The following is a 24,922-nucleotide window of genomic DNA, read 5'->3' as shown; positions in this document are numbered from 1 at the left end:
ATCGACTCTGCACGATGGGAGTCGAGCCATGACAACACGAGATGGACGACGCGTCGTAGTGATCACCGGAGCCAGCGCGGGTATCGGCAGGGCCACCGCCCGCCGTTTCGCCGCCCGGGGCGATGCGGTGGCGCTGATCGCCCGAGGTGCCGACGGCCTGGAGGGGGCCGCGCGTGAGGTGCGTGAGGCGGGCGGAAAGGCGCTGGTCATCGAGGCCGACACCGCCGATCACGATCAGATCGACGCCGCCGCGGAGCGGACAGAGGACGAACTCGGTCCCATCGACGTGTGGGTGAACGTCGCCTTCGCGTCGGTGTTCGCCCCCTTCACGCAGATCACACCCGAGGAGTTCCGCCGCGCGACCGAGGTCACCTATCTCGGCTTCGTCAACGGCACGCGCGCCGCGTTGAAGCGGATGCTTCCCCGCGATCACGGTGTGGTCGTCCAGGTCGGCTCGGCACTGGCGTACCGCGGGATTCCGCTGCAGAGCGTGTACTGCGGAGCCAAGCACGCCATCCAGGGATTCAACGAGTCGCTGCGCTGCGAGTTGCTGCACGACAAAAGCGGTGTACGGGTCACCATGGTGCAGATGCCGGCGGTCAACACGCCGCAGTTCGACTGGGTGCTGTCGCGCCTGCCCGGCCATCCCCAGCCCGTTCCCCCGATCTACGAGCCCGAGATCCCGGCCGACGCCATCCTGTACGCGGCGGAGCACCCGCGGCGGCGCGAATACTGGGTGGGAGTCTCGACCGCGGCGACGCTCCTCGCCAACGCGGTGATCCCCGGCCTCCTGGACCGATACCTGGCCTGGACGGGCTACGCCTCCCAGCAGACCACCGAGGTGACCCACCGGACCTCTCCCAACCTGTGGCGTCCGGCCGACGAGGAACCCGGTACCGACGAGGGGGCGCACGGCTCCTTCGACCACAGGGCGATAACGCGCAGCCCTCAGCTCTGGGCCTCCCAGCATCACGGACTGCTCGCGGGGGCCTCGGCCCTGACGGCGGGGCTGGGCGCCCTGGCATGGGCGCACGGGCGTACGGCGAAGGGAACGAGGTGGCGCGGGCCGTTCGAGGAGCGGTCGATGCCACCGGTGCGGGCGATCGAGGTCACGCGCGCGGCATGGGGGCTGGCACTGCTGCTGGCGCCCTCGCAGGTGCTCCGCGTCCTCGGGGGGAGAAGGAGTCGCGGGGCGAAGGTCGTCGCCCGTCTGCTGGGGGCCAGGCAGCTGGGCCAGGCGGCCTGGTCGGGCCTTCGCCCCAGCCGGTCGGTGCTCGCCGGTGGCGCCGTGATCGACCTGGTGCACGCGGGCACCGCCGTGGCGCTCGGGGTGGTCGACGACCGCTGGCGCCATGTCGCGCTCTCCGACGCGGGGGTCGCCCTCGCCTGGAGCCTGGCCGGACTGCGCGACAGCGGCAGGTCGTGACGCCGGCCGCGTCACGGGAGGGTACGCGCACCGCTTAGCCCGGTTCCCCGCGCCGAGAGTGTCACCGCCGACTCCAGCAGCAGTGCGTGCACGAACGCCTGGGGCAGATTGCCGCGCGACTGCCGCTGCCCGATGTCGTACTCCTCGGTGTACAGGCCCGGTGAGCCGCACGCGGCACGGTTGCGCTCGAACCAGCGGACCGCCTCGACCTCGTCTCCGCTCTGGTAGGCGGCGAGCGCGGCCATCAGCCCGCACATCACGAAGGCACCCTCCGCCTCGCCGAGAGGCCGCTCGTCCTGCCGGAAGCGGTAGAGGTAACCGTCACGTTCGAGGTCGGTGTGTACGGCCGCACGCGTGGCGACGGTCCGCGGATCATCCGGCGCGAGGGCGCCGCGGACGGCCGGGATGAGCAGGGCCGCGTCCACTCGTCGATCGTCGAAAGCGCGCTGCCAGCGGCCGGACGGGTGGAGTCCGTGCCGTGCGGTGTGGGCCAGGACGGTATCGGCGAGGGTGCTCCAGCGAGCGGCCTGCCTGGCCGGGGCGACGTCGGCCGCCGCCTTCAGCCCGGCGACGCAGATCAGCTTGGAGTGCACCCACTGCCGCGGGGGCAACTCCCAGATTCCCGAGTCCGGCTCCCGCCACCGTCGTGCGATGGTGTCGAGCGCGCTCTCCAGGGCGTTCCAGGAGTCGATGTCCAGCCGATCCCGGCGCGCGGCGGTGGCGAGGAGCAGCAGCGCCTCGCCGAACGCGTCCAGCTGGAACTGCCCGGTCACCCGGTTGCCCACCCTGACCGACGACCCCGGGTAGCCGGGCAGGAACGGCAGCGGGCGCTCCTCGGGCACCCGGTCGCCGCCGGTGGTGTAGGCGGGGGCCAGATGAGGGCCGTCGGCGAGCAGCCGTGCGGTGACGAACGCGACCGCCGCGTCCAGCAGATCGTCGAGACCGGCGACCGCCGCCGCGCGGCCCGCGTAACACTGATCGCGGATCCAGGTGTAGCGGTAGTCGTAGTCGCGGCCTGCCTCGGCGCGCTCGGGCAACGAGGTGGTGGCCGCGGCGACCATGCCGCCGCCCGGTGTCGTCATGCCCCGCAGCACCGTGTGGGCGTGTACGGCGTCGCGGTGGGCGACGTACCCCCGCAGGGAGGGGTCGGTGACGAGCCACGACTGTTCGGTGGTGCGCCATGCCGTCACCGGATCGACGGGCGCCACGTCGAACGGCCGGCAGGCCAGCTCCAGCACGAGGTCGTGATGCCCTCCCTCGGGCACCCGCAGGTCGGCGCGTAGCTCTCCCCCCGCTCCTCGGCCGGCGTGTTCGGCACCCGTCCAGCGCAGATGGAGGTCGCCGGTGCGCCCGGTCCAGACTCCCGACTCGCGGTGCGGTTCGCGCAGGGACCGCCTGCCGAAACCCGCCCGCGGATCGAGGATCACCGTCACCCGGGCGGGGCCGTCCACGGCCCGTATCCGGCGCAGCAGCACGGCACGTTCCGGATCGGCGGGGAAGGCGAGGGCCTCGCGGCACTCGACGATGCCGTGCGAGGTCACCCACCGGCTGTGCCAGATCAGCGAGCCGTCCTCGTAGAACCCGCCCCACACGAACCGCGCGTCGACGGGTGTGACGGCGTACACGCCGCGGCCGCCGAGCAGGTTCGTGAACACGGCGTCGGAATCCCATCGCGGCACGCACAGCCAGCAGATGTCCCCGCGCGGACCGATGAGGGCACCGCGGTACCCGTCGGCGAGAAAGGCGTACTGCCGAAGCACCTGCGGAGCGAAACCCACGGTGTCCTCGCTCGTCATGGAGTCGGCCTCCCTTCTCGGCGTGTCAGGGCCGCATGGAATCGGACTCCCCTGTCTGGGGGCAGGGCGCTCACGGCCCGCTTTCCCTCCGTCGGATACGCGACGGGAGGCCGGGGTCGGCGAGACGGTTCAGCGGGCGCCCGAGCGCACCCGTTCCTGCTGCCGGTGCGCGGGGGCCGGTGGCGACCGCAACAGCACCTCGGCGAGGAGTTCGGCCAGATGAACCGGTTTCGCGTGGGTGCCGGACTCGATCTGGGTACGGCAGGAGAAGCCGTCGGCGAGAATCCTGGTTCCCTCGTCCGCCGCCCGCACGGCGGGCCACAGTCCCAGCTCGGCCACGCCGGTCGAGATCTCGTGGTGGCCGCGCTCGAAGCCGAAGTTGCCCGCGAGCCCGCAGCAGCCCACGTCCAGCACCTCGACCTGGATCCCGACGCGCTCCAGCAGCCTGGTGTCGGCCTCGAAGCCCCAGATGGCGTGCTGGTGGCAGTGCGGCTGGGCGAGCGCGCGCACTCCGGTACCCGGCGGCGGGGCGACCTGTGCCCGGTCGAGCAGCATCTCCGACAGCGACCTGATCCGGCGGCCGAGCAGTTCCACGTCCGGGTCGCCGGGCAGCAGTTCGGGCGCGTCGGAGCGCAGGACGGCGGCGCAACTCGGCTCCAGCCCGACGACCCGCATCCCCCGCCGCAGCCGGGGGGCGAGCGCCGCCGCGGTCCGGCGCAGCACGCGCCTGGCGGTGCCGAGCTGGCCGGTGGAGATCCAGGTGAGCCCGCAGCACAGCGGCACCGGCGGCACCTCGACCCGGTAGCCGTGCGCCTCCAGCAGGCGCGTCGCCGCCACGGCCGCGCCGGGACGGAAGTTGTCGGTGAAGGTGTCCGGCCACAGTACGACCGGCTCGCCCCCGTCGAGATCTCGTGGCGGCCGGTCGCGGAACCAGTCGGTGAAGCGCTCGGCGGCGAAGCGCGGCAGTTCGCGACGCCGGTCGACACCTCCGGCGAGCCGGACCAGCCCGCTCAGGCCGGGCGTGTGGGTGAGCGCGTTGACCGCTCCGGGCGCGAGGGCGGCGATCCTGGCCCACAGGGGCAGCCAGCCCATCGAGTAGTGCGCGACCGGCCGTGGCCGTCCCCGGTAGTGATGGGAGAGGAACTCGGCCTTGTAGGTGGCCATGTCCACGTGCACCGGGCACTCACCTCGGCAGCCCTTGCAGGACAGACACAGGTCGAGCGCGTCGTGCACCGCCCTGGAGCGCCAGCCGCCGGTGACCGTCTCGCCGCGCATCATCTCCATCAGGATGCGGGCCCGGCCCCGGGTGCTGTGCCGCTCCTCCCGGGTGACCCGGTAGCTGGGGCACATCACCCCGCCGGAGTCGGAGCGGCACTTGCCGACGCCGACGCAGCGGGCGGCGGCGTGGGTGAACCGGTGGTGGTCGTCCGGGTAGTCGAAGTACGTCTTCGGCTCGGCGGGGTGATAGTCCAGGTGGTCGAGGTTCTCGTCCAGCCGGTACGGATCGACGATCTTGCCGGGGTTCATCCGCCCTTCCGGGTCCCAGATCCGCTTGAAGACACCGAACAGTCCGACGACCTCGGGGCCGAACATGATCGGCAGCAGCTCGCCCCGTGACTGCCCGTCGCCGTGCTCGCCGGACAGCGATCCGCCGTAGGAGGCGACGAGGCGCGCGGCGTCCTGCGCGAATCCGCGATACTTCGCCACTCCCTCGGGGTCGTCCAGGTCGAACGGTATCCGGGTGTGCACACACCCCTGCCCGAAATGCCCGTAGAGAGAGGAGTTGTGGTAGCCGAAGCGGTTCAGCAGCGCCTGGAAGTCGCGCAGGTAGTCGCCGAGCCGCTCCGGCGGGACGGCCGCGTCCTCCCAGCCCTCGTGGGTGTCGGGATTGTCGGGTGGGTAGGCGGTCACGCCCAGCCCGGCCTCGCGGATCCTCCACACCCGCTCCTCTTCCGCGGGGTCGTCCAGATAGGTGGTGTGCGCGCCCGCGGCCTCGCCGAGCAGCCTCCTGGCCCGCTCGTCGGCCTCCTCGCGGGTGTCGCCGCCGAACCGCACCATCAGCCACCCCGACCCTTCTGGCAGCCTGTCCAGTACCTCCAGCCCGGCGACGTGTTCGACCCTGGCCAGGTCCATCAGTTCGTGGTCGAGCCCCTCCAGCGCCAGCGGCCGGTGCTTCACGATCTTCGGCACCGCGTCGCCCGCCGTGGCGATGTCGGGGTAGCCCAGCACCGCCAGCGACTGGAACCGGGGCACCGGGAAGAGTCCGATCTCCGCGTGCAGCACCGTGATCAGCGTCGACTCGCTGCCCACCAGCGCGCGGGCCACGTTGAAGCCGTTCTCCGGCAGCAGCGAGTCCAGGTTGTAGCCCGAGACGCGGCGCGGGATCTTCGGGTAGCGGGTCCGGATCAGCGCGAGGTTCTCGTCGCGCAACCTTCGCATCGCCCGGTAGATCTCCGCCCGGCGCCCGCCCAGCGTGAGGATGCGCTCGTACTCCTCCTCGGAGGTCTCCCCCACCCACATCCGCAGGCCGTCGTAGGTGAGCACCTCCAGCCGGATCACCGAGTCGGCCATCTTCCCGTACGCCTGTGCCGAGGCGCCGCACGAGTTGTTGCCGATCATCCCGCCGATGGTGCAGGTGTCGTGGGTGGAGGGCTTGGGGCCGACCATCAGGTGCCGGTCGGCGAGTTCGGCGTTGAGGTCGTCCAGGCAGACGCCGGGCTCGACCAGGGCCCGCTCGCCGTCCACCGACAGCAGTCGCGTGCAGTACTTCGACCAGTCGATCACCACGCCCTCGTTGCAGCACTGCCCGGCCAGGCTGGTTCCCCCGCCCCGGGAGTGCACCGGCGTCCGGTGCTCGTGGCAGACGCGCACGGCCTCGGCCCCGGCCTCCACGGTGCGGGGCACCACGACCACGGACGGGGTCTGGCGGTAGTTCGAGGAATCGTGGGCGTAGGCGGCGAGCGACCCCTCGTCGCATCGCACCTCCCCGTCCACCCGGGTTCTGAGGTTGCGATAAAGGGACACAAATCGCTACATACCCGACCTAATTCACATTAGGGTGAAAAAAGGTAATTTTCCGGCGTGGAGTTTTTTCGTTTCCGCCGGGATCGGGGTGTGCCCTCGGACCTTACCGCCGCTGAAAGCCATACCTGGTCGGACACCGGGCGGACGCCGTCAGCCGACCCGGTACGGTTCGGCGTCGGCGTCGCGCAGGCTCAGCCCGTGTCCCGGCGCGTCCCGGCGAAGCCGCAACAGCCCGTCGTCCGGGTCGAGGGTCCCGTCGAAGAACATCGTCTCGATCCGCGCGTGGTCGTGGAACCACTCCAGGTGGCGCAGGTTGGGAACGGCCGCGGCGGCGTGCGCGTGCAGGTGCGGCGCGCAGTGTCCGGACAGCTGCAGGCCGTACGAGGCGGCGACGGCGGCGACCCGCAGCCACTCGCTGATCCCGCCGCAGCGCGACACGTCGGCCTGCAGGCAGTCCACCGCCCTCGCCTGGCACATCCGCCGGAAATAGGTGAGGTCACCGCCGTACTCCCCGGCGGTGACCTCGGGCGACACGGCGGCGCGGACCTCGCGCAGCCCGTCGAGGTCGTCGGAGGAGACGGGCTCCTCCAGCCAGCGCACATCCAGCCCGGCCGCCTCCCCCATCACCCGGACGGCCTGCTTGACGGTGTAGCCGCCGTTGGCGTCCACGAACAGCTCGACGTCCGCACCCACGATCTTCCTGGACAGGCGCATCCGCTCCAGGTCGCGACCCGGGTTCGCGCCCCAGGACTCCCCGATCTTGATCTTCACGCGGGGGATCCGCCGTTCCTGGGTCCAGTGGGCGAGCTGGCGGGTGAGCGCGCCGTCGTCGTAGGTGGTGAAGCCGCCGCTGCCGTAGACCGGGACCTCCTCGCGGGCCGCGCCGATGAGCCGGTGCAACGGCAGGTCCAGCAGGCGGGCCTTGAGGTCCCACAGTGCCACGTCCACGGCGGAGAGCGCGTACCCGGCCACCCCCTGCCTGCCGTCGTTGCGCACCGCGCGGACCATGGCCTGCCAGGCGCCGGTGATGTCCAGCGCCGCGCGGCCCCGCACCGCCGGGGCGAGCCGGTCGCCGATCACGGCGGCGCAGGCGGCCGGCCCGTACGTCCAGCCAAGTCCGGTGCCGCCACCGGCCCGCACCCGCGCCAGCACGATCGTGGTCGAGTCCCAGGCCAGCGTCCCGTCGGCCTCGGGCGCGTCCGTCGGGACGGTGTAGGCGCTCGCCTCGACCGCATCGACGAGCGGGCCGGTCACGGGCCGCTCACCCGCCGCCGTCGCGGTGCGGCAGGAACTCCTGCATCTTGGTCCTGATCCCCTCCCGCAGGACGCCCCAACGGTTCTCGTCACCCCGAAGAAGCGCCTCGGCGGAGTCCTTCATCTGCTCGAAGGTCGCGTGCGGCGGGATCGGAGGCACGTCAGGATCGACGTACACGTCCAGGAGGACGGGCCGGTCGGCACCCAGCGCACGTTCCCAGGCCGGCGCGACCTGTTCGGGGCTGTCGACGGTGAACGCCCCCATGCCCAGGCTCGCGGCGAAGGCGGCGTAGTCCACGTCCGGCAGGGTCTGCGACTGGGGGAACTTGGGCGAACCCTGCATGGCGCGCATCTCCCAGGTGACCTGGTTGAGGTCGTTGTTGTGCAGCACCGCGACGATCAGCCGCGGGTCGGACCAGTCGCGCCAGTAGTGCTTGACGGTGATCAGCTCGGCCAGGCCGTTCATCTGCATCGCCCCGTCACCGGCGAACACGATCACCGGGCGGTCCGGGTGGGCGAACTTGGCGCCGATCCCGTACGGCACGCCCGGCCCCATGGTGGCCAGCGTGCCCGACAGCGAACCACGCACGCCGTCACGGAAGCGCAGGTTGCGGGCGTACCAGTTGGCGGCCGAGCCGGAGTCGGCGGTGACGATCGCGTCGGCGGGCAGCAGCGGGGACAGTTCGTGGAACAGGCGCATCGGATTGACCGGCTTGGCCTCGACCATCGCCTCCATCCGCATGGTCTCCCACCATCGCTCGACGCCGGCCTCGATGCTCTCGCGCCAGGAGCGGTCCTGCTTGGGTTTCAGCAGCGGGATGAGGGCCCGCAGGGTGGTCGCGGCGTCGCCGACCAGGTTCACCTCGTACGGGTAGCGCATGCCGATCAGCTTGGGGTCGATGTCGATCTGCACCGCCCGCGCCTGGTCCAGGTCCGGCAGGAACTGGGTGTAGGGGAAGCTGGAGCCGACGGTGAGCAGCGTGTCGCAGCCCTTCATCATCTCGTAGCTCGGCCGGGTGCCCAGCAGCCCGATGGAGCCGGTCACGTACGGCAGCTCGTCCGAGAGCACGTCCTTGCCCAGCAGTGCCTTGGCCACGCCCGCCCCCAGCAGTTCGGCGACCTCCATGAGCTCCGCACGGGCACTTCGAGCGCCGGAACCGGCCAGGATCGCGACTCTCTCACCGGCGTTGAGCAGGTCGGCGGCGTAGTGGAGCGCCGCGTCGTCAGGAAAGATCTTCGGCCAGTCGATGCCCAGGCTGGAGGGCACCATCTTGAACTCGTGGCCCGGCGGGGTGTACTCGAGTTCCTGTACGTCGGCGGGCAGGATGATCGCGGTCGGGGCCCGCTCGGCAAGTGCCACGCGGATCGCCCGGTCCAGCACGTTCGGCAGTTGCTCGGGCACGGTGACCATCTGCACGTACTCGCCGGCCACGTCCTTGTAGAGCGAGAGGAGGTCGACCTCCTGCTGGTAGGAGCCGCCCATCGCGCTGCGGTTGGTCTGGCCGACGATCGCGAGCACCGGGACGTGGTCGAGCTTGGCGTCGTAGAGACCGTTGAGCAGGTGGATCGCGCCCGGTCCCGAGGTCGCCGCGCAGACCCCGAGGCGCCTGCCGAACTTGGCATAGCCGACCGCCTCGAACGCGCTCATCTCCTCGTGCCGCGCCTGGACGAACACCGGCCGGTCCCCGGCCCGTCCCCACGCGGCGAGCAGGCCGTTGATGCCGTCGCCCGGATAGCCGAAAATCCTCTGGACCCCCCACTCGCGCAGGCGTTCCAGCACATAGTCGGCAACGGTCGTCGAAGTCATCGGTCATCCCCCCTTGGTCGGGATACAGGCGGCCGACCGCTCTCACCCCGTCTCTCGCCCACCTCGCCGGTCTGCTCCGGGCCGGCCGGTCGTCCCGGGGTTCCCGTGGGATCCGGGTGTCCTCCCGTCGGCCGCCGGTCGTCGGAGCTCAGTGGCGCCGGGGTCCGGACCTGGTGGGACCGCCCCTGCGCAGGGTCGCCAGCCACTCCCCGGTGACCAGCGCGTAGGCGGCGGCCAGCGCGGTCAGCGCGATGCCCGCCAGGAAGAGCGGCCACCTCTGGGAGATCCCGGCCCCGAGAGTGAGCGCCAGCAGGATGACGAAAGCGATGCAGGAGACGATCAGCCGGGCGTTCGGCGGTTTCCTCATGACCCTCCTCCCGGCCGGTGGTGCCGTCGGTCATCTTTCCTGCTGCTCCCCTACCCCGACCAGCGTCAAACCACCACAAAAGCTGACATATAACTCAATTGGCTTGTTTGTCGACACCCGCTTCGTGATCCGGGGGTCCGGCGGCGGGTGCGCCGATCAGCGGACGCAGTCCGGCTCCTCGTGCCCGGAAGGTCCAGCGGTGGTGGCGAGCCGAATTCGGCCGGTGCCCGCATGTCCGGAAGGCGTTGGGGCACGGACCGGACAAGGGCACGAACGACGAAAGGATCAAGGAAAGGGGATCGTCATGCCTCGGGGATCGAGTCCCAAGCGGGAACGACAGTACAAGCACATCAAGGAGAGCGCACGCGAGCGCGGCGAGAGCGAGAAGCGGGCGACCGAGATCGCGGCCCGCACGGTGAACAAGGAGCGGGCGAGGGCCGGTGAGTCGCGGACCGCGAGCCGTACCTCGACCCAGGACATCTCCTCCTCCCGGCGCGGCGGGCTGCGTTCGCACTCGGGTGCGGGTGGCCGGACGCGGGACCAGCTGTACGCCGAGGCCAAGCGCCGCAACGTCAAGGGGCGTTCGAAGATGACGAAGGCCCAGTTGGAGAAGGCGGTCGGCTAGTGATCGGCCGTTAGGGCCCGGTCGGCGTCGGGCGCGACGGCGAGGCGGTCGTCCTGAAGACCGGTGCCACGCGGACCGCGGTTTCGACGGTGCTCGTCGAGAACACCGTTGACATCGTCCGGGGGCCGTTGGCGCCGGTCAGGGATGCCCTGGGAGATCCTGGGATGTCCCGGGATCTTGGTATGCCGTGGGGTGCCGGGGGATGCCCGGGATATCGGGAACGCGGCCGTCGGGTGCGAGGTGAAGGCCCGTGCGCCGGGCGAATGCGGGCCACGGTGTCCGAGCTCGGGCGTGCGGTTTGGTGAATCTCCGCCGGATGGAAGGAAGCGGTGCGGCCATGCCGTTCCCCATGGGATGTCATTCTCTGTTCGGGGAATTCCGCACGAGTGTCACGGTCGCATGGCCGGGGGATTTATATGAGATGCAATCTCAGTGGTGCGGCGATATGTTGAAAATTGTTGTACGTGCATAATGTCGATCCTATGATGACTTGAGTTATGGATCCGTGCGGGGACATTGAGGCCGAAACTCGGGATTCGGCCATGTTTCCTGACGTGCCGGACGATCTCGCATCGACCTCGATCCGTGCGAGCCCGGCCGTGGACGTGCCCGCCCCTGCCACCGTCTTCGGGGTGTGGTCCGGCCGGCGGCTCGCCGACCGGTGGACATTCGCGTCGAACAGTTCATATCCGGGGGAGGGTGCATGACGGACGATCAACCCATGCAGTCCGGGGAGCCTTCACGAATCAGCGCCTATCGCATTGTCCGGAGGATCGGGGAGGGCGGGCAGGGCGTCGTCTATCTGGGTGAGGCGGATTCCGGCACTCCTGTTGCCGTAAAGCTCTTCCATATCCGGCTCGGCAGGGACAGCGCCGTCCGTGATGACTTCGAACGTGAGCTGAAAGTCGCGAAACGGGTCGCCCGTTTTTGTACGGCACAGGTGCTGGATTTCGGCATCTGGGGAAACCACCCGTACATCGTGAGCGAGTACGTCCCTGGCCGTTCGCTCCAGGAGGTGGTGACCGAGGAGGGGCCGCGCTCGGGCAGCGCCCTGGAGCGCCTGGCCATCGGTACGGCCACCGCACTGGTCGCCCTGCACGACGCCGGAATCGTCCATCGGGATTTCAAGCCGCAGAACGTGCTGATCGGCCCGGACGGGCCCCGGGTCATCGACTTCGGCATCGCCCGGGACCTCGCGGTGACCGGTGCGGTGACCAGCAGGGTCGTGGGAACGCCCGCCTACATGGCACCCGAGCAACTGAGCGCCGGTCGGCCCGGTCTCGCCCTGGACGTGTTCGCCTGGGCCTCCACCATCGCCTTCGCGGCGACGGGCCGTCCGCCGTTCGGCGACGACGCCATCCCCGTGATCATCAACAGGATCGTGAACCTCGATCCCGACCTCGACGGGATCGAGACACCGCTGCGGGACCTGCTCGCCGCGTGCCTCGCCAAGGACCCCGGCCGAAGGCCCACGGCGCAGCAGATCCTCGATCGGCTGGTGCGCGGAAACGGGGCCGCTCCCGTCGACTCACGGGAGACCTCCGCCGTCGACCGACCGGACGCCCCCACGGGAGACGGCGCTTCGCGATCACCGGTCCGAGATGGGACGCCCGGTTCGCCGGGCGGGAACGGCGGAGGTGGCTCGCCGGTCAGGGATAGGGAGTCGAGTCTCCCGAGCGGGGGCGGAGCGGTGGGTTCGCCGAGCGGAGCGGTGGATTTGCCGGGCGGAGTGGCGGGTTCGCCGGGCGGAGCGGATGCTTCCGGCGTCATGGGCGCCGCCACGGACCCGGACACGCTCAAAAGGCGCGGGAAGAGGCGTACGACGGTCCTCGCGGTAGCCGCCGCCGTGGTCGTCGTGGGAGTCGCCGGGGCCTTCGTCGCTCTGGTGCCCGTCGGGGACTCGACCGTGCCGGTGGCCGGCGGGCCGCGGACCTCGTCGGCGCCGACCGGTGGGACAGGAACGATCGACGAGTCGGAAACGAGCGGTGGGACAGGAACGATCGGGGAGGCAGAAACGAGCGGTGGGACAGGAACGCCGAGGGACGTCGCGGGCCCCATCTGGGCCTCCATCGGTGTGGGGACCGTCTCTCCGGAGGCGGTTCCCACATCATCGGTGTCCGACCCCGTCGCGAGCAGCCGCCCCGCGACGAAACCGGCGGTGCCCCAGCCCTCCCGCGAACCCTCCGTCGGCACCGAACCTTCGAGCGGAGACTCGCGCCCCGTACGCTCGTCGCCCGAACCGACGCGGCTCGTCGAGCTCGGTCCCGGCCATTTCACCGAATACTGCAGGACGATCGGCTGGGAGTGGGTGGAATACCGGAAAACTCCCACGCCGGGGGCGTACTGCGTCATGCGGAAGGGAGACCGGACCATGTATCTGACCCAGGCCAAACGTGACGCCGGCTGCCGGTGGCGGTTCGACGAGCCGAAGGCCGTCCACCGTTTCAAGAACAGTTCGAACTACTGCTACGTCCCCCGCTGACGAGGCCGCGAGCGGTATGTGTACGGTCTGCTGAGCAATGGGCGGGTAAATCGATGGAACGGGGGCGGGTCCGTCAGGGCGCGGAACCGGCGTTTTCTCCGGGGCGCGGTGGGCACAGGGGCGATATGCGCTCAAAAATGGATGATTCGGTCACGGTGACCTCCTGTGAGGACGGGCCGCTGCTGATCCGAGGGCCGTTCACCCTGCTCACTCAGGACGGGGCCGTCATCGATCCCGGCCGGACGACGGTGGCGCTGTGCCGTTGTGGCCTGTCCGCTTCCAAGCCGTTCTGCGACGGCTCGCACAAGCGGGCCGGTTTCCGGGCCGCGAGCGAGCCGGACGCGGCGGCCTGAGCAGACCTCTGAGTCTGAGCACACGTCTGAGTCTGGGTAGACGTCTGAGCAGGTGTCCGAGCGCGCCTCTGAGCACGCGTCCGAGCGCGCCTTCTGAGCAGGCGGGGCGGGTGGGCGGCGGCCGGTATCCGGCGTCCGGCGTAGAAGACGCCGCCGCGCAGAAATCGGGTCGCGAGGGCGAGCCAGCTGCAGACGGCCCGTTCCAGCAGCCATACCGGGGCGAACAGCGCGGCGGTGAAGGGAAAGACCTGTGGCCCGCCCGCGCGGCGACGACCGATCTCGGCCAGGCCCACCGCCAGCCCGGCCCCGGCCAGGGCCGGTCCGGGGCGCCGTCGTAGCAGCGCGACGGCGAGAGCGGGTGCGATGGCGAGAAAGAACGCCATCCTGGCCGGCTGCGCGAGGTCGTCATAGGCCTGGCGAACCCGCTGGGACCAGAAATGGCGCGGATCGGGCGGCAGGCGGCGAACGTAGAGATCGAGCGGGCGATCCTCCCGGCCTCCGTGGGCGCGGACGGTGCGGATCAGCTCAAGGTTTTCGAACAGGACGTCCCCGTCGTAGCCGCCCATCGCGAGGAAGGTCGAGCGGCGCACCCCGAACGTGCCGGGATAGTCGGCGCCGAAACCGCGGTTGAGCAGGGTGCGGGCGGTGTCCCAGCGGGCGTGCCAGGGCATCGGATCGAAGTGGTTCTGCGGGCGTACCAGGTCGGCGTTCCTCAGCAGGGCGTCGATCCTGGCCAGTTCGCCCTCGCCGTAGCGGACGTCGTCGTCGGCGATGACCACGTGCTCCGCGCGGGCCAGGCGCAACCCGGTGATCACCCCGTTGACCTTGCCGTTGGCGAAGTCGAGGTCACCGTCGGGCCGTACGTGCAGCGCGAGGCCCTCCCAGCGGGCGGCGTGCCGGGCGAACAGCGCGGCGGGTGAGCCGTCGACGACGATGACGCGGACGAGCGGGCGCAGCCGGCGCAGGTAGGCGGTGAACTCCTCAAGACCGGCGTCGTCACTCCAGCGCAGCGGCAGCACGTAGTCCACGCCGGGGTCCACGCCGGGGTCCACGCCGGGGTTCATATCGAGGGCCACATCGGGGTCCATGTCGGGGTCCGTCTCCGTGTCGGGGTTCGTCAGCGGCTCTCCGCCATCACGTTCGTCTCGCGCAGTGAGGAGGCACCGCACCGCCAGTGATCCATGACGTGCTCGGCGAAGAGCCGATCGAGGGTGAGGGCGCAGGCCGCTCCGTACAGGACGTCGCCGGCCCGCGAGGGGTGCTCGCGGACGAAGCCGCCGCACATGTCGTGCGCGGCGATCTGCTCGTGGACGGCGTCCGCCTGTACGTGCTCGTCGTAGAAGCGCCTCGCGGCCTCGTCGCCGCCCAGCCTGCGCAGTCCGGTGGAGTAGCGGCGGTTGGGGGCCGAGGAGGTCATCTCGAACGCCGCCAGGTGGCCGAGCAGCGCCCCGAGGTGGCGTCGGTGAAGACCGAAGAGCGACATGGTGTTGGAGATCGCCAGTGTGATCGCCGGGACCCGGTCGAGGTAGGCGCCGTAGGAGTCGTCCAGGCCCAGCCCGCGCATGGTGGCCCGAAACAGCTCGGAATGCATCTTCTCGACGCGCCCGCCGCCGTACTCGTCCGCCTGGATCTCCACCAGTGCGGCCTTGGGGCGGCCGTCCAGCCGGGGGATCGCCCAGGTGTGCGGATCGGCCTCCTTGAGGTGGTAGATCGACCGGTGCGTGACGAACTCGCGGAACTGCTCCAGATCGGCTCGCCGGGCGAGGAAGGCCGACAGGGAGGGGCCGTCGTCGGCGGTCACCAGTTCGGCCAGGGCACGTCGCACGGGCACGTCCGGTGGGCACGGCGGGCGGGGTACGGCTCGCGCGAGACCGTTCTCCAACCGTCGCTCCAGCACCTTCCTCATCGCCAGCAGCGACGGTTCCCATTCCCACTCCTCGTCCACCTCCTCGAAGCCCCGGTAGTGCAGCTCGTAGCAGGTGAAGAGCGCCAGCTGGAGATCCTCGTCGGCGATGGCGGGAGTTTCGGCCGGTGCCGGCGGTGGGTCGAAGGGGTGGGGCGGACGCCTCAGCCGTTCGAAGAGCGCGGCGGTAAGGGGACCCCGAGGCGTGGGAAGCTGCATCACGATCTCCCGTGTCGGCGAAAGGCTGCGGGTGGAAGGGGGGGTGATGGACCGGTGGAGCTTCAGGTTCCCGAGGGGTCTCTCCCCGCGAGGCCGCGCGGCGGGCTCTCCGGCCTGGTGGATGAATGGGTCCCGATGTGCATGCCGCCGTCTGTAGATATGTGGCCGTATATCGACTTATCGAACACCCGTACCATATGTCCCTGATGCCCTCATCTTTACCGAGCTAACCTCCCGGCGGTGCAAGCCGTGAGGAGAGTCGCGGCCGAAGGGAGGAGCGATCAGGGTGAACACCGTCATCCCAGGTGACAGCGGTCGGCGGGCGCCGGAGCCGGTGCGGGGTGCGTCGAGCCGAGGGTCATCCCGGGCAGCGTTCGGCGGGAAGGAGTTCGGCGCGCATGTTGCGCTCCATCATCCGCAGTGACGCGTCGGCGAGGTCGGGATGGATGTGGGCCACGCAGTCGGAGGCCACCCGGACGGAGAAGTCGCGCACGTAGGCGTCCAAGGAGATCGGGCTGATCAAGGAGGAGCACGTCACTACGAGTCGCTGGTGGACCCGGGCGAGACGCCGTCCTGCGCGTCGACCGGTGTAGTCCCGGGTGCCGGGTGCCGGGTGCCGGGTGCCGGAGCCGGGGAGGGGGCTCCGGCATCCGGCACCCAGGGGTGAGATCTCGCTCCACGCGTGCGGCCCGCGCTCCCCGATCGGGGAACGCGGGCCGGGGCGACGACCCGTTCAGCCCTGTTTGCCCATGGCCTGGCGGATCACGTCACGGGCCCGGTCCATCATCGCGACCGGTGTGCCCACCAGCAGGTTCTTGGTCGCCGACTCCACCCCGGGATGCGGGTGGGTCGGAGCCATCGCCTCGGCCGCCTTCACCCCCACCGCCATGGCCCGGCGCTCGGCGGCGTTGGTCTCGGCGCGCAGCCGGGTGAACTCGTAGCGCTCCTCGCTGCGGGCGTGGGCCGTCACCGCCGCCCGTAGCACCGCCAGGTTCTCCGCGAACCGCGGATCGTCGGCGCCGGCCTTGTCCATCTCCATGAGCAGTTGCTTGGCCTCGTTCTCCTCGGCCAGCCGGTCGTCCACCACCGCGTCACCGTCCTCGATCTTGTGGCGCGCGTACGGGTGGACGATCTCCTCCTCGGCGGTCTCGTGCACCGCCAGCAGCCGCACCAGGCGCTGGAACGCCTCCGGCCGCTCGCTCGGCGAGGCCTTCTTCACCTCGTCGAACAGGTCGCGGATCAACGCGTGCTGGGCCAGCAGCAGATCCACCACGTCGTTCTCACCCATCAGTTCGGGCACTGTCTGATGATCACCCATGTTCTCTCTCCCCTCGTGTCCGGCCTGCCCTACCCTTTTGGCGCGACAAATCCATCCGAGGGGCGTGGGAGAGCGGAAGGCGAACCAATAATTTCCCTACGGATGGTCCTGGCTCGCCCGGGGCGTCACCTCCGCCATCCGCGACCAGCCCTCGCCGGGCACCTCGACATTGATGATCTCCGGTGTCGTCGCCACCACATCGGGCATCCAGGTCATGGCGGTCTTGAAGTGCTCCGATCCCACGTGCGCCGCACCGGCGGCGGACGAGGCGAACGCCTCCAGGAGAACGAACTGGTCGGGTGTGTCGACGCTCCTGGACCATTCGAAGAAGATGTTTCCCGGCTCGTCACGGGTGGCCCGGGTGAAGTCGTCGACGAGTGCGAGCCACTCGTCGGCTCGCTCGGGACGGACGGTGAACTTGACGGCGATGAAGATCACGAATTGGCCCCTTCGGCTCTGTTCGGGAATCTGTTTCGTTGGAAGTCTGGCCTTGTTTACGTCGAGACGGATGTCGCCGGGGACGACACCCGGCGTCATGGCCAAGATAAGTGGCGGACATCCTCGCCCGGGCACCGCCACCACCAGAGAAGGAGCGGATCATGCAGGCTCCGCCGTCCCCTCACCTGTCCCACCCGGTCATGTACCACCGCTGGTCCGAGATGACCTTCATGCACTGGCGGTACCCACCCGCCGTGATCCAACGGCTGCTGCCTCCCGGACTCACGGCCGAGACCTTCGACGGCACGGCCTGGGTCGGCCTCACCACCTTTCTGATGGAGGACGTGCGGGCACCGGGCGTGCCCGCCCTGCCGTGGCTGTCGCGGTTTCCCGAGACGAACGTGCGTACCTACGTACGGGACGAGCAGGGGCGTGACGGCATCTGGTTCCTCTCGCTGGACGCCGGGCGCCTGCTCGCGGTGCTCGGCGCGCGAGTCGGGTACGGATTGCCGTACTTCTGGTCCCGGATGGCGGTGAGTGCCGTCGGCGAGCGGCGCGGCTACCGTTGCCGGAGACGCCTGCCGGGGCCGGTGGGGGCGCGGTGCGACGCGATCGTGGAGCACGGCCCGCCGTTCACCGAGCCCGAGCGTGACGAACTGGCGCACTTCCTGACCGCCCGCTATCGGCTTTTCACCACGATCGCCGGTAAAACGGTCACCGCCCAGGTCGAGCACCCCGACTGGCCGTTGCGCCACGCCCGACTGGTCCATCTGGACCAGGACCTGCTCCAGGCGGGCGGTCTCGACGCACCCGATCACGCTCCCGTACTGCACGCCTCCCCCGGGGTGCCGGTGCGGATCGGGATGTGGACCCGGTGACGCGCGGGCTCTCCCCTCGGCGGACCCGGTGACGCGGGCCCTCCCGCCCGGACCCGGGGGCGTGGCGTGACCCGGGCCGCGGTGACCTCTGCTTGAGGTGACTCCTGCTTGAGGTGACCTCTGTCGGAGAGGGACGACCGTACCGTCCGTCATCCCTGCCTGACGAGGAGGTGGCGCGGGCCGCGCAGGACCGCGCTCTGCCGGTACGGGGGCGGATCGGCGGCGAGCCGAGGGTTCTCCAGGTTGCGCACGAGTTCGGTCAGCGCGATCTGCGTCTCCAGCCGGGCCAGTGGAGCGCCGAAGCACAGGTGGACGCCCCCGCCGAAGCCGAGGTGCTGGTTGTCCCGCCGGTCGGGATCGAACCGGTCGGGGTCACGGAAGCAGGAGGGATCGCGGTTGCCGGAGGCGAGCACGAGCGTGATCTGCGAGCCCTTCGGGATGACGGTGTCCGCGACGGTGAGGTCGCTGTAGGCGGCCCGCCAGGGGATGAGATGCACCGGAGGTTCGTAGCGCAGCAGTTCCTCGACCGTCCGAATGATCATTTCGGGCTCGCGGCGCAGGCGTTCCAGCACGTCGGGGTGGCGCAGCAGCGTCAGCACGCCGTTGGTGATCAGGTTGACGGTCGTCTCGTGGCCCGCGATGAGCAGCAGGTTCGCGGTGCTGACGATCTCCTCGTCCGTCATGCGCCCGTCGGGTCCCTCGTCGTTGGCCAGCCGGGAGAGCAGGTCGTCGCCCGGAGGCCGGCCACGACGGCTCTCCAGGAGTTCGGCGAGGTAGGCCCTGAGGTCCTTGCGGGCCTGGATGCCCTCCCGCACGCGTTCCTCGGGGTCCGTCGCGGGGTTGAAGTCGAGCACCGCGACGATCGCCTCGACCCACCCGTGGAACCGCGGCTCGTCCTCGCGGGGTACGCCGAGCAGGTGGCAGATCACGGTGACGGGGAAGGGGTAGGCGAAGTCGTCGACGATGTCGATCTCGTCCTTGGTCACCAGGTTGTCGATCAGGTTCGTGACGATCGCCTTCAGGTCGGGACGCATGTCGTCCACCAGCCTGGGCGAGTGCGGGGGGCCGAAGTACCGCATCGCCATGCGGCGCAGCCGGTCGTGGCGCGGCGGGTCGAGGCCGATGAACGCCGGTGGGTCCTCGCGGCCGGCGGCGGCGGGCCCGGGGTTGTCGAGATTGTCGGTGTCGGAGCTGAGATGCGGGTTGTGCAGCAGTGCGGTGATCTCCCGGTAGGTGCTGACGATGTAACCACCGTCCTCCTGCCGGGCCACCGGGGTTTTGCGCAGCTCGGCGTAGAGCGGGTACGGATCGGCCCGGCTGGAGTGGTCGAGGATGCGCTGGAAGACGCTGGACGGATGGGTGACTGTCATGACCGCTTCTCCTAGGGTGTCGCCGGTTCCCGCCGCCCCGGCCGGATCGGTTCGAACGGGTCCGTCATCCGGCCGGGCGGGTCGACGGGGGCGGCCTTCCGACCGGGCGGGTCGGCCGGTTCGAACGGGTGAGCCGTCCGGCAGGACAGGTCGACGGCCCGGTTCAACGGATCAACCGCCCGGTCGCGCGAACGCCACGCGCCGCTCACTCGGCTCGTAGCCGGTGACCACCACCGTCGCCCCGTGGGTGATGATCTCCCGGTCGGGGAAGTGGGCGGGCACGGGCTTCATGTCGGCGGGCTGGTCGGGGGTGGGACAGGAGGGCGGGAACGGGGCCGCCGTCTCGATCAGGTGCCGGTAGTGGTCGAGCCACTTGGCGTTGTCGAAGCTGACCGCCGCGGTGACCCGGCCGCGGTAACCGTACGCGGCGACGAAACGGTGCTCCTCCACCGATCCCTGCGTCACGACGACCTCGTCCGACAGGACGGGGACACCGACGGACTTGATGTTGACGCCGAACTGCGTCGACCAGAACGCCGGCATGGACAGGTGCGGCCAGCGGTCGGTCGGTGAACTCACCATGTTGTGGGCCGCGACCTGGGCCTGTTCCACCGCGTTGACCCAGTGTTCCAGCGACAGGAATCGATACTCGTAAACCGGGTGCGGGCAGCGTGCCACGTCCCCGGCGACGAAGACGTCGTCGGTGACGAGGCCGTTGACGTCGAACGCACGGCAGCCCGAGTCGCAGGCCACGCCCCAGACACCGGCGGCCAGCCCGGAGTCCCGCAGCCACTCGGTGTTGCGCACGCCGCCGAGGGCGACCACCACCACGTCGGCGTCGACCGTGTCGCCGTCGGAGAAGTGGGCGCGGCGCACCCGTCCCCGTTCGTCCCCCTCCAGCCGCGTGACCTTGACGCCGCAGCGCAGGTCGACGCCGTGGGCACGCTGGAGGTTCGCGGCGATCGAGCCGACCATGCCTCCCAGGGCTCCCACCAGCGGGGCCTCGGCGCTCTCGGCGACGGTCACCGGTATGTCGAGCCCACGGCACACCGAGGCGATCTCGGAACCGGCGAAACCGGCCCCGACGACGAGCACCCGGCCGGGCCCGGCGGCGAGCCGCTCCCACAGGCGGCCCGAGTCTTCGCGCGTGCGTACCACGAACACGCCGTCCAGAGCCGCCTCGGACTCGTCGGCCCAGGGCCTGGCGCGCACGCCGGTGGCGATCAGCAACCTGTCGAAGGGGACCTCACGTCCGTCCGCGAGGTCCACCCGCTTGCCCGCGAGGTCCAGCCCGGAGGCGGGCACGCCGAGCAGCCAGTTCGCGTCGATCTCACGGCGCCGCGGTAGCGCGGTGCCGTTCGCGGGCACCCAGCCCGTCAGGACCTGCTTGGACAGCGGAGGCCGGTCGTAGGGTTCGCACACCTCGTCGCCGACGAGGGTGAGCGAGCCGGTGAAGCCCTCGTCGCGGAGCGCTTCGGCGGCCCGCAGTCCCGCGAGGGAGGCGCCGACGATGACGATGCGGCCGTCGTGCGGGAACGTCTCCCCGCTCCGCCCGCCGGTCACACCGTTCTCGTTCCGCTCGTCGCGGCCGTCGCCGCGGTCACGGGCGGGATCGCGACGGTGTCCAGCAGGTCGACGAGGATCGCCTGGACCGGGCAGGCGGCCGCCGCGCGCAGGACCGCTTCCCGCTGCGTCTCGTCCGGGCTGGAGTGGAACATGAGCGCCTCCTCGCCCTGCATCCGGAACGTGTCCGGGGCCAGGAAGGCACACTGCGCGTATCCCTGGCACCGCGCCAGATCGACGACAACCCTCATATCGACCATCCCTTCCGAACCTGCGTACGGCTGAGTGAGACGGAGAGAACCGGGAGAACGGGGGCGACTTCTGAGGTGGCGGTCTCGGCATCGTTCCGGCGGGTGTTGACCGGGGCGGGTGGCTTCGCGCGCCGCCGGAGGCGCGGTGAACTCCGGAAGGCCGCTCCTGAAGGCCGCTCCTGAAGGCCGCTCCGGAAGGCCCAGGAGGGGCCGGGACGACGTGGGAGTGGTGTCGGTTTCCTGGTTTCGCTTTCCAGGGGGAGGCCGGTGTTCCGGAAAAGCCCTGCGGGCATCGCGGATGTTTTCTCCGCGAGGTCACCTATTAAGGCGCTGACCTGGCCAAATAATCATATCGCGGGCATTTGTCCGGTACGTCGATCTCCCGCCAGATGACGGTCAAGGATTGCGTACGAAGAAGGGGCGGGCCGGGGGCGGCGCGACAGGTGATCCCTTCGCCGCGGCCGCCGGACCGCGAAGACCGCCCCTGAACGGCGTTTCGGAAATTCTCCGAGTTCTTTTGGCACGGGACCGGAACTCTTGGAACGAGACCCGGAGCCCCTAGAGCGAGACCTGGAGTTCGTCCTGGCCTGGATCGTCCCGTACGGGATCGGAGACACCCCGGCCGGGATCGGCGGCGCTGGAGATGGGGCCGGTCCGTACGTGGTCCATGGTGCTGGGGGTGGAAGTGAACCGCGCGGAGTCGGTGGCGCCGGAGATGGGAGTGGACCGCCCGGAGTCGGTGGCGCCGGAGGTGACGGGGGACCGCGCGGAGTCGGCCGGATCACCGGCCCCGTTCCCCTCCGCCGGAGGGACGAGGCGCATGCGCAGGCGGACGCGTGACCCCTGCTCCGTCTGGTCGATGGCGAACTCGTCGCACAGCTGGTTCATCAGCCACAGGCCGAACCCGCGGACCGTCCCCGTGGGACGTTCGCTGGGAACGAACCGGGTGGTCAGGAGCCCCAGGGTGTCGGTGACGTCGACGGTCAGGTGGGTCTCGTTCTGCCAGATGGCCAGCGTGCCCTTGCCGCCGCCGTGCTCCAGGATGTTGATGACCGCCTCGTTGGTGACGAGGAGGAGGTCGTCCAACCGTTCGCCCCGCATGCCTGCCTGAACGGCGTGATATTGGAGACGCTCCCGCAGACCGCTGAGGTCCTCGTCGATCGGCCAGTGCTGGCCGTGGTCGCCGGTCACGACACCCCCTTGAGATCGCCTTATCTGGCAGTCACCGGGGGGCGCGCCGACTTGCTCCAGAATCAGGGCGTTGCTGACGAGTTACACGATGCTAGACACCTGCCCGCTCATTGCCAACTTACGACCGTCGGGACCAACAGATGTTCGCTCGGTCGTGCTCTCGGCGAGCGGCGGCCGGGCGGGGCCGGGATCGGTTACGACGGCTGACTCGGTCGCAGGGCCTTGAGCGCGTCGGCCACGGTGGGCTGGATGCCGAAGGCCTGGGCGAGGCCGGTCAGGTGGAAGAGCCTCTCCAGGCGGGGATGCAGGTTGGTCAGGACGATGTTGCCGCCGCGGTCCTGGACGGTCTGACGGGTCTTCAGGAAACTCTGGATCCCCGTGGAGTCGCAGAAGGTCAGCTCGGTCAGGTCGATGACGAGGTCGCCCCTGCTCTCACCGATGGCGTCCTGCAGGTCGTGGTGGAAGCGCTCGGCGTTGCTGTAGTCCAGTTCGCCGGCCAGCGCGAGGAGAAGCGTCTCCTGCGCGGCGGGGTCGGACACGTCGGTCACGCGGACGGTAGCGCTCACGGATATACCTCTGCAGACGGTTGGTGGGAGGAGAGCACGGCCGAGAGACGGCAGCCGGGCGTGATGCCCGTATCGGAATGGGAGAGCATGATCGCCCCGAGAGCCGGGGCAAGGGCCGATTCGGTCACTCTCAGCGTACGATCCTCCGAATTCCTCTAGAGAACCCTTACGGTACAACTGAGGAGCAACCAGGCGTTATCCCACTGTGGTTACGGTGCCAGGACCCGCGGTCGGCACCGCCGTCCGGTCGCACGGTTCGACGATCCGGAGCGCGTGGGGTGGGGACCGTCGCCGACGAACCCCGGCTCGCGAGATCAATGATCTGCGGTGTCCGTTCGACTGCTTTCCACGACAGATCTCCCTTATGCGGAAATTCGGCTTTTCAAGATGAATGTCCTGTTCTGGCGAGGGTAAGTCGGGGCCGGGAATGAACGCCACGCGGGAACGGCTGACCAAGAGACCGCCGTACGACCGTATGGCGGCCCGGCGAAGGAGGACCCCCATGCAGGCGGACGTCAAGCTCTCTCCCGGCGGCGATTCCTTCGTGGCCGAGGTGGACGGCAGGCCGGCCGGACGGCTGGACCTCATCCGGCGCGATGGTGTCATCGTCTATCCCCACACCAAGGTCCAGCCGGAGTACGAGGGCCAGGGGATCGGCGCCGCACTCGTCCAAACGGCACTGGACGCGGCCCGTGCGGAGAACGCGAAGGTCGTCCCCCTCTGCTGGTTCGTACGGGAGTGGATCGACCGCCACCCCGACTACGCCGATCTCGTCGAAAACACCTGAACCTCCCCGGGCGTGTCGTCGCCTGTAACGCCCCATGCCGAGCGGGTTTGTGTCATTCGCGCTCCGGGTAATCGGTCCGGAGCGGGTGAACGCGCTGGTCGTTCCCGTGGCGGGCGCTACCATTCCCGGGCGGCCGAGGACCGGAACCTCCGGGCGGGTAAAGTGGCCGCTTCACCGGGGTTATCGTGAGAACCAGGACGGTTTCGCGACAAGACTCACGGTAGATCGTGATCGTCGGAACGCGTTCCGTACGGCATGATGCTGAAAATCACCCGGTTGGTGTAGATCGGCCCTGGGCCTGTCGTACGGACCGGATCACCGCCCGATCCCTTGCTAGGCTGCAGGGAACCGTTCGAACCGGGCGTTGTCTCACCCCGGCAGGTGAGACTTCTCAAGAAGTGGGGTCACACCGTGAAGAAGTTGCTCGTTCTGGCGCTCGTCGCCCTCGGGGGGCTGCTGGTCTGGCGCAAGGTGCAGGCCGACCGCGCCGAGCTCGACCTGTGGACCGAAGCCACCGGCAGCGAAAACTGACATACGCGGCTACCGATTCGGGTGCTTTCATGGTCCTTGCCCAAGATGGAATAACACCCATCAGGCTTGTCTGCCTGGATCTGGCAGGCACCACGATCGGTGATGTCGCCATGGTCGAGCGGGCGTTCGCCGAGGCGATCGCCACTCAGGGCATCGTGCCCGGGACCGGTGCGTACGCTCGTGCCATGGTGCACGTGCACCGGTCCCGGGGATGTCCCACCATCGACGTCTTCCGAGGCATCTTCCCGGACAACGAAGCCCAGGCCCAGGCGGCCAACCTGACCTTCGAGCGCTCCTACGAGGGCGCCATCGCACGCGCGGGCCTGGCCCCGCTCCCCGGGATCGTCGGGGCACTCGACAGGCTCCGCGACGCCGACGTCAAGATCTGCCTCACCACCGGCTTCAGCCGCGTCACCCTCAGCCGCGTGCTGAGCGTCCTGAGCTGGTCCGACAGGCTCGACCTCGCCCTGTGCCCGGAAGACGCCGGACGAGGACGCCCCATGCCCGACATGATCCTCAACGCGGTCATGCGCCTCGGCATCGAGGACGTACGCCAGGTCGCCGTCGTCGGTGACTCCGAGAGCGAGATGCTCAGCGGCCGCCGGGCCGGCGCGACGATGGTCGTCGGCATCATGACCGGAGTCCACAGCAGGGAACGCCTCCTCAACGGCGGAGCCACCCACATCCTCGACTCCATCACATGCCTGCCCGGCCTCCTTGGCGGCGTTCCCGCCGAAGCACCCTTGGCCGCCGCGTCCCGCTGACGGGAAAGT

The 24,922-nt window shown here is 69.9% G+C and carries 22 protein-coding genes and 1 pseudogene; 8 read left to right on the top strand and 15 right to left on the bottom strand.

Annotation, left to right across the window (positions count from 1 at the left end; all coding sequences use genetic code 11):
• Window positions 1-28: 28 nt before the first annotated feature.
• Entirely contained in the window at window positions 29-1,426 is a 1,398-nt protein-coding gene (locus tag AB0B90_RS30835; protein WP_350941907.1) for an SDR family oxidoreductase, read from the top strand.
• 11 nt (window positions 1,427-1,437) lie between these two features.
• On the opposite strand, the gene AB0B90_RS30830 is transcribed toward AB0B90_RS30835, so the two are convergent.
• From AB0B90_RS30830 to AB0B90_RS30810, 5 genes are all read right to left on the bottom strand, one after another.
• Complete coding sequence (locus AB0B90_RS30830) at window positions 1,438-3,222, bottom strand: glycoside hydrolase family 15 protein (protein ID WP_350941908.1); 1,785 nt, start codon at window positions 3,220-3,222, stop codon at window positions 1,438-1,440.
• Window positions 3,223-3,351: 129 nt separating this feature from the next.
• On the bottom strand, window positions 3,352-6,246 hold the full coding sequence (locus AB0B90_RS30825) for an FAD-binding and (Fe-S)-binding domain-containing protein (protein ID WP_362926039.1): 2,895 nt from the start codon (window positions 6,244-6,246) through the stop codon (window positions 3,352-3,354).
• A gap of 150 nt (window positions 6,247-6,396) precedes the next feature.
• Window positions 6,397-7,500, bottom strand: a complete 1,104-nt coding sequence (locus AB0B90_RS30820; RefSeq protein WP_350941911.1) for an enolase C-terminal domain-like protein — start codon at window positions 7,498-7,500, stop codon at window positions 6,397-6,399.
• Window positions 7,501-7,507: 7 nt separating this feature from the next.
• Window positions 7,508-9,307 carry a thiamine pyrophosphate-requiring protein gene (locus AB0B90_RS30815; RefSeq protein ID WP_350941913.1) on the bottom strand — a complete coding sequence of 600 codons (1,800 nt, stop codon included), beginning with the start codon at window positions 9,305-9,307 and terminating at the stop codon, window positions 7,508-7,510.
• A gap of 148 nt (window positions 9,308-9,455) precedes the next feature.
• Window positions 9,456-9,674 (bottom strand): hypothetical protein, encoded by a 219-nt coding sequence (locus tag AB0B90_RS30810; protein WP_362926038.1) that lies wholly within the window; start codon window positions 9,672-9,674, stop codon window positions 9,456-9,458.
• A gap of 304 nt (window positions 9,675-9,978) precedes the next feature.
• On the opposite strand from AB0B90_RS30810, the gene AB0B90_RS30805 reads away from it, so the two are divergent.
• From AB0B90_RS30805 to AB0B90_RS30795, 3 genes and pseudogenes are all read left to right on the top strand, one after another.
• The gene (locus AB0B90_RS30805) at window positions 9,979-10,299 is read left to right on the top strand and encodes a plasmid stabilization protein (RefSeq protein WP_350941915.1); all 321 of its coding nucleotides are present in this window, start codon (window positions 9,979-9,981) and stop codon (window positions 10,297-10,299) included.
• A 703-nt stretch (window positions 10,300-11,002) separates the two neighbouring features.
• Window positions 11,003-12,781, top strand: coding sequence for a protein kinase (locus AB0B90_RS30800; protein ID WP_362926037.1), 1,779 nt, complete (start codon window positions 11,003-11,005; stop codon window positions 12,779-12,781).
• Between the two features lie 53 nt (window positions 12,782-12,834).
• A pseudogene (locus AB0B90_RS30795) lies at window positions 12,835-13,029 on the top strand (hypothetical protein); the annotation flags it as partial.
• Here AB0B90_RS30795 and AB0B90_RS30790 read toward each other — a convergent pair.
• The 5 genes from AB0B90_RS30790 to AB0B90_RS30770 form a co-directional block, all read right to left on the bottom strand.
• The gene (locus AB0B90_RS30790) at window positions 12,993-14,222 is read right to left on the bottom strand and encodes a glycosyltransferase family 2 protein (protein ID WP_362926036.1); all 1,230 of its coding nucleotides are present in this window, start codon (window positions 14,220-14,222) and stop codon (window positions 12,993-12,995) included. The pseudogene AB0B90_RS30795 and the gene AB0B90_RS30790 sit on opposite strands and share 37 nt — an antisense overlap.
• 29 nt (window positions 14,223-14,251) lie before the next feature.
• Entirely contained in the window at window positions 14,252-15,256 is a 1,005-nt protein-coding gene (locus AB0B90_RS30785) for an iron-containing redox enzyme family protein (RefSeq protein ID WP_350941920.1), read from the bottom strand.
• A gap of 358 nt (window positions 15,257-15,614) precedes the next feature.
• The gene (locus AB0B90_RS30780) at window positions 15,615-15,779 is read right to left on the bottom strand and encodes a hypothetical protein (protein ID WP_350941922.1); all 165 of its coding nucleotides are present in this window, start codon (window positions 15,777-15,779) and stop codon (window positions 15,615-15,617) included.
• A 210-nt stretch (window positions 15,780-15,989) separates the two neighbouring features.
• Entirely contained in the window at window positions 15,990-16,556 is a 567-nt protein-coding gene (locus AB0B90_RS30775) for a hemerythrin domain-containing protein (protein ID WP_350941924.1), read from the bottom strand.
• Between the two features lie 114 nt (window positions 16,557-16,670).
• Window positions 16,671-17,012, bottom strand: coding sequence for a putative quinol monooxygenase (locus AB0B90_RS30770; protein ID WP_350941926.1), 342 nt, complete (start codon window positions 17,010-17,012; stop codon window positions 16,671-16,673).
• 161 nt (window positions 17,013-17,173) lie between these two features.
• Here AB0B90_RS30770 and AB0B90_RS30765 point away from each other — a divergent pair, with 161 nt between their 5' ends.
• Window positions 17,174-17,890, top strand: coding sequence for a DUF2071 domain-containing protein (locus tag AB0B90_RS30765; protein ID WP_350941928.1), 717 nt, complete (start codon window positions 17,174-17,176; stop codon window positions 17,888-17,890).
• A gap of 149 nt (window positions 17,891-18,039) precedes the next feature.
• Here AB0B90_RS30765 and AB0B90_RS30760 read toward each other — a convergent pair whose 3' ends face one another.
• The 5 genes from AB0B90_RS30760 to AB0B90_RS30740 all read right to left on the bottom strand — a co-directional run bounded on the left by AB0B90_RS30760 (window position 18,040) and on the right by AB0B90_RS30740 (window position 22,831).
• Window positions 18,040-19,260: a cytochrome P450 gene (locus tag AB0B90_RS30760; RefSeq protein ID WP_350941929.1), complete on the bottom strand. Its 1,221-nt coding sequence runs from the start codon at window positions 19,258-19,260 to the stop codon at window positions 18,040-18,042.
• Between the two features lie 171 nt (window positions 19,261-19,431).
• Entirely contained in the window at window positions 19,432-20,823 is a 1,392-nt protein-coding gene (locus AB0B90_RS30755) for an FAD/NAD(P)-binding oxidoreductase (protein ID WP_362926035.1), read from the bottom strand.
• Entirely contained in the window at window positions 20,820-21,074 is a 255-nt protein-coding gene (locus AB0B90_RS30750) for a ferredoxin (RefSeq protein ID WP_362926034.1), read from the bottom strand. The genes AB0B90_RS30755 and AB0B90_RS30750 overlap by 4 nt, the downstream gene beginning before the upstream one ends.
• 558 nt (window positions 21,075-21,632) lie before the next feature.
• Window positions 21,633-22,265 carry an ATP-binding protein gene (locus tag AB0B90_RS30745; RefSeq protein ID WP_362926033.1) on the bottom strand — a complete coding sequence of 211 codons (633 nt, stop codon included), beginning with the start codon at window positions 22,263-22,265 and terminating at the stop codon, window positions 21,633-21,635.
• 194 nt (window positions 22,266-22,459) lie between these two features.
• The gene (locus tag AB0B90_RS30740; RefSeq protein WP_350941935.1) at window positions 22,460-22,831 is read right to left on the bottom strand and encodes an STAS domain-containing protein; all 372 of its coding nucleotides are present in this window, start codon (window positions 22,829-22,831) and stop codon (window positions 22,460-22,462) included.
• 502 nt (window positions 22,832-23,333) lie between these two features.
• Between AB0B90_RS30740 and AB0B90_RS30735 the strand changes: the two genes are divergently transcribed.
• The 3 genes from AB0B90_RS30735 (at window position 23,334) to AB0B90_RS30725 (ending at window position 24,913) form a co-directional block, all read left to right on the top strand.
• Window positions 23,334-23,618: a GNAT family N-acetyltransferase gene (locus tag AB0B90_RS30735; RefSeq protein ID WP_350941937.1), complete on the top strand. Its 285-nt coding sequence runs from the start codon at window positions 23,334-23,336 to the stop codon at window positions 23,616-23,618.
• Between the two features lie 411 nt (window positions 23,619-24,029).
• Entirely contained in the window at window positions 24,030-24,149 is a 120-nt protein-coding gene (locus AB0B90_RS30730; RefSeq protein WP_211264163.1) for a DLW-39 family protein, read from the top strand.
• Window positions 24,150-24,178: 29 nt separating this feature from the next.
• Window positions 24,179-24,913: an HAD-IA family hydrolase gene (locus AB0B90_RS30725; RefSeq protein ID WP_350941939.1), complete on the top strand. Its 735-nt coding sequence runs from the start codon at window positions 24,179-24,181 to the stop codon at window positions 24,911-24,913.
• Window positions 24,914-24,922 lie beyond the last annotated feature (9 nt).

Source organism: Streptosporangium sp. NPDC049078, assembly GCF_040648855.1.
GTDB lineage: Bacteria > Actinomycetota > Actinomycetes > Streptosporangiales > Streptosporangiaceae > Streptosporangium.
Note: the sequence above shows the minus strand (reverse complement) of the source record. Positions and strands in the feature narration are given on the sequence as shown.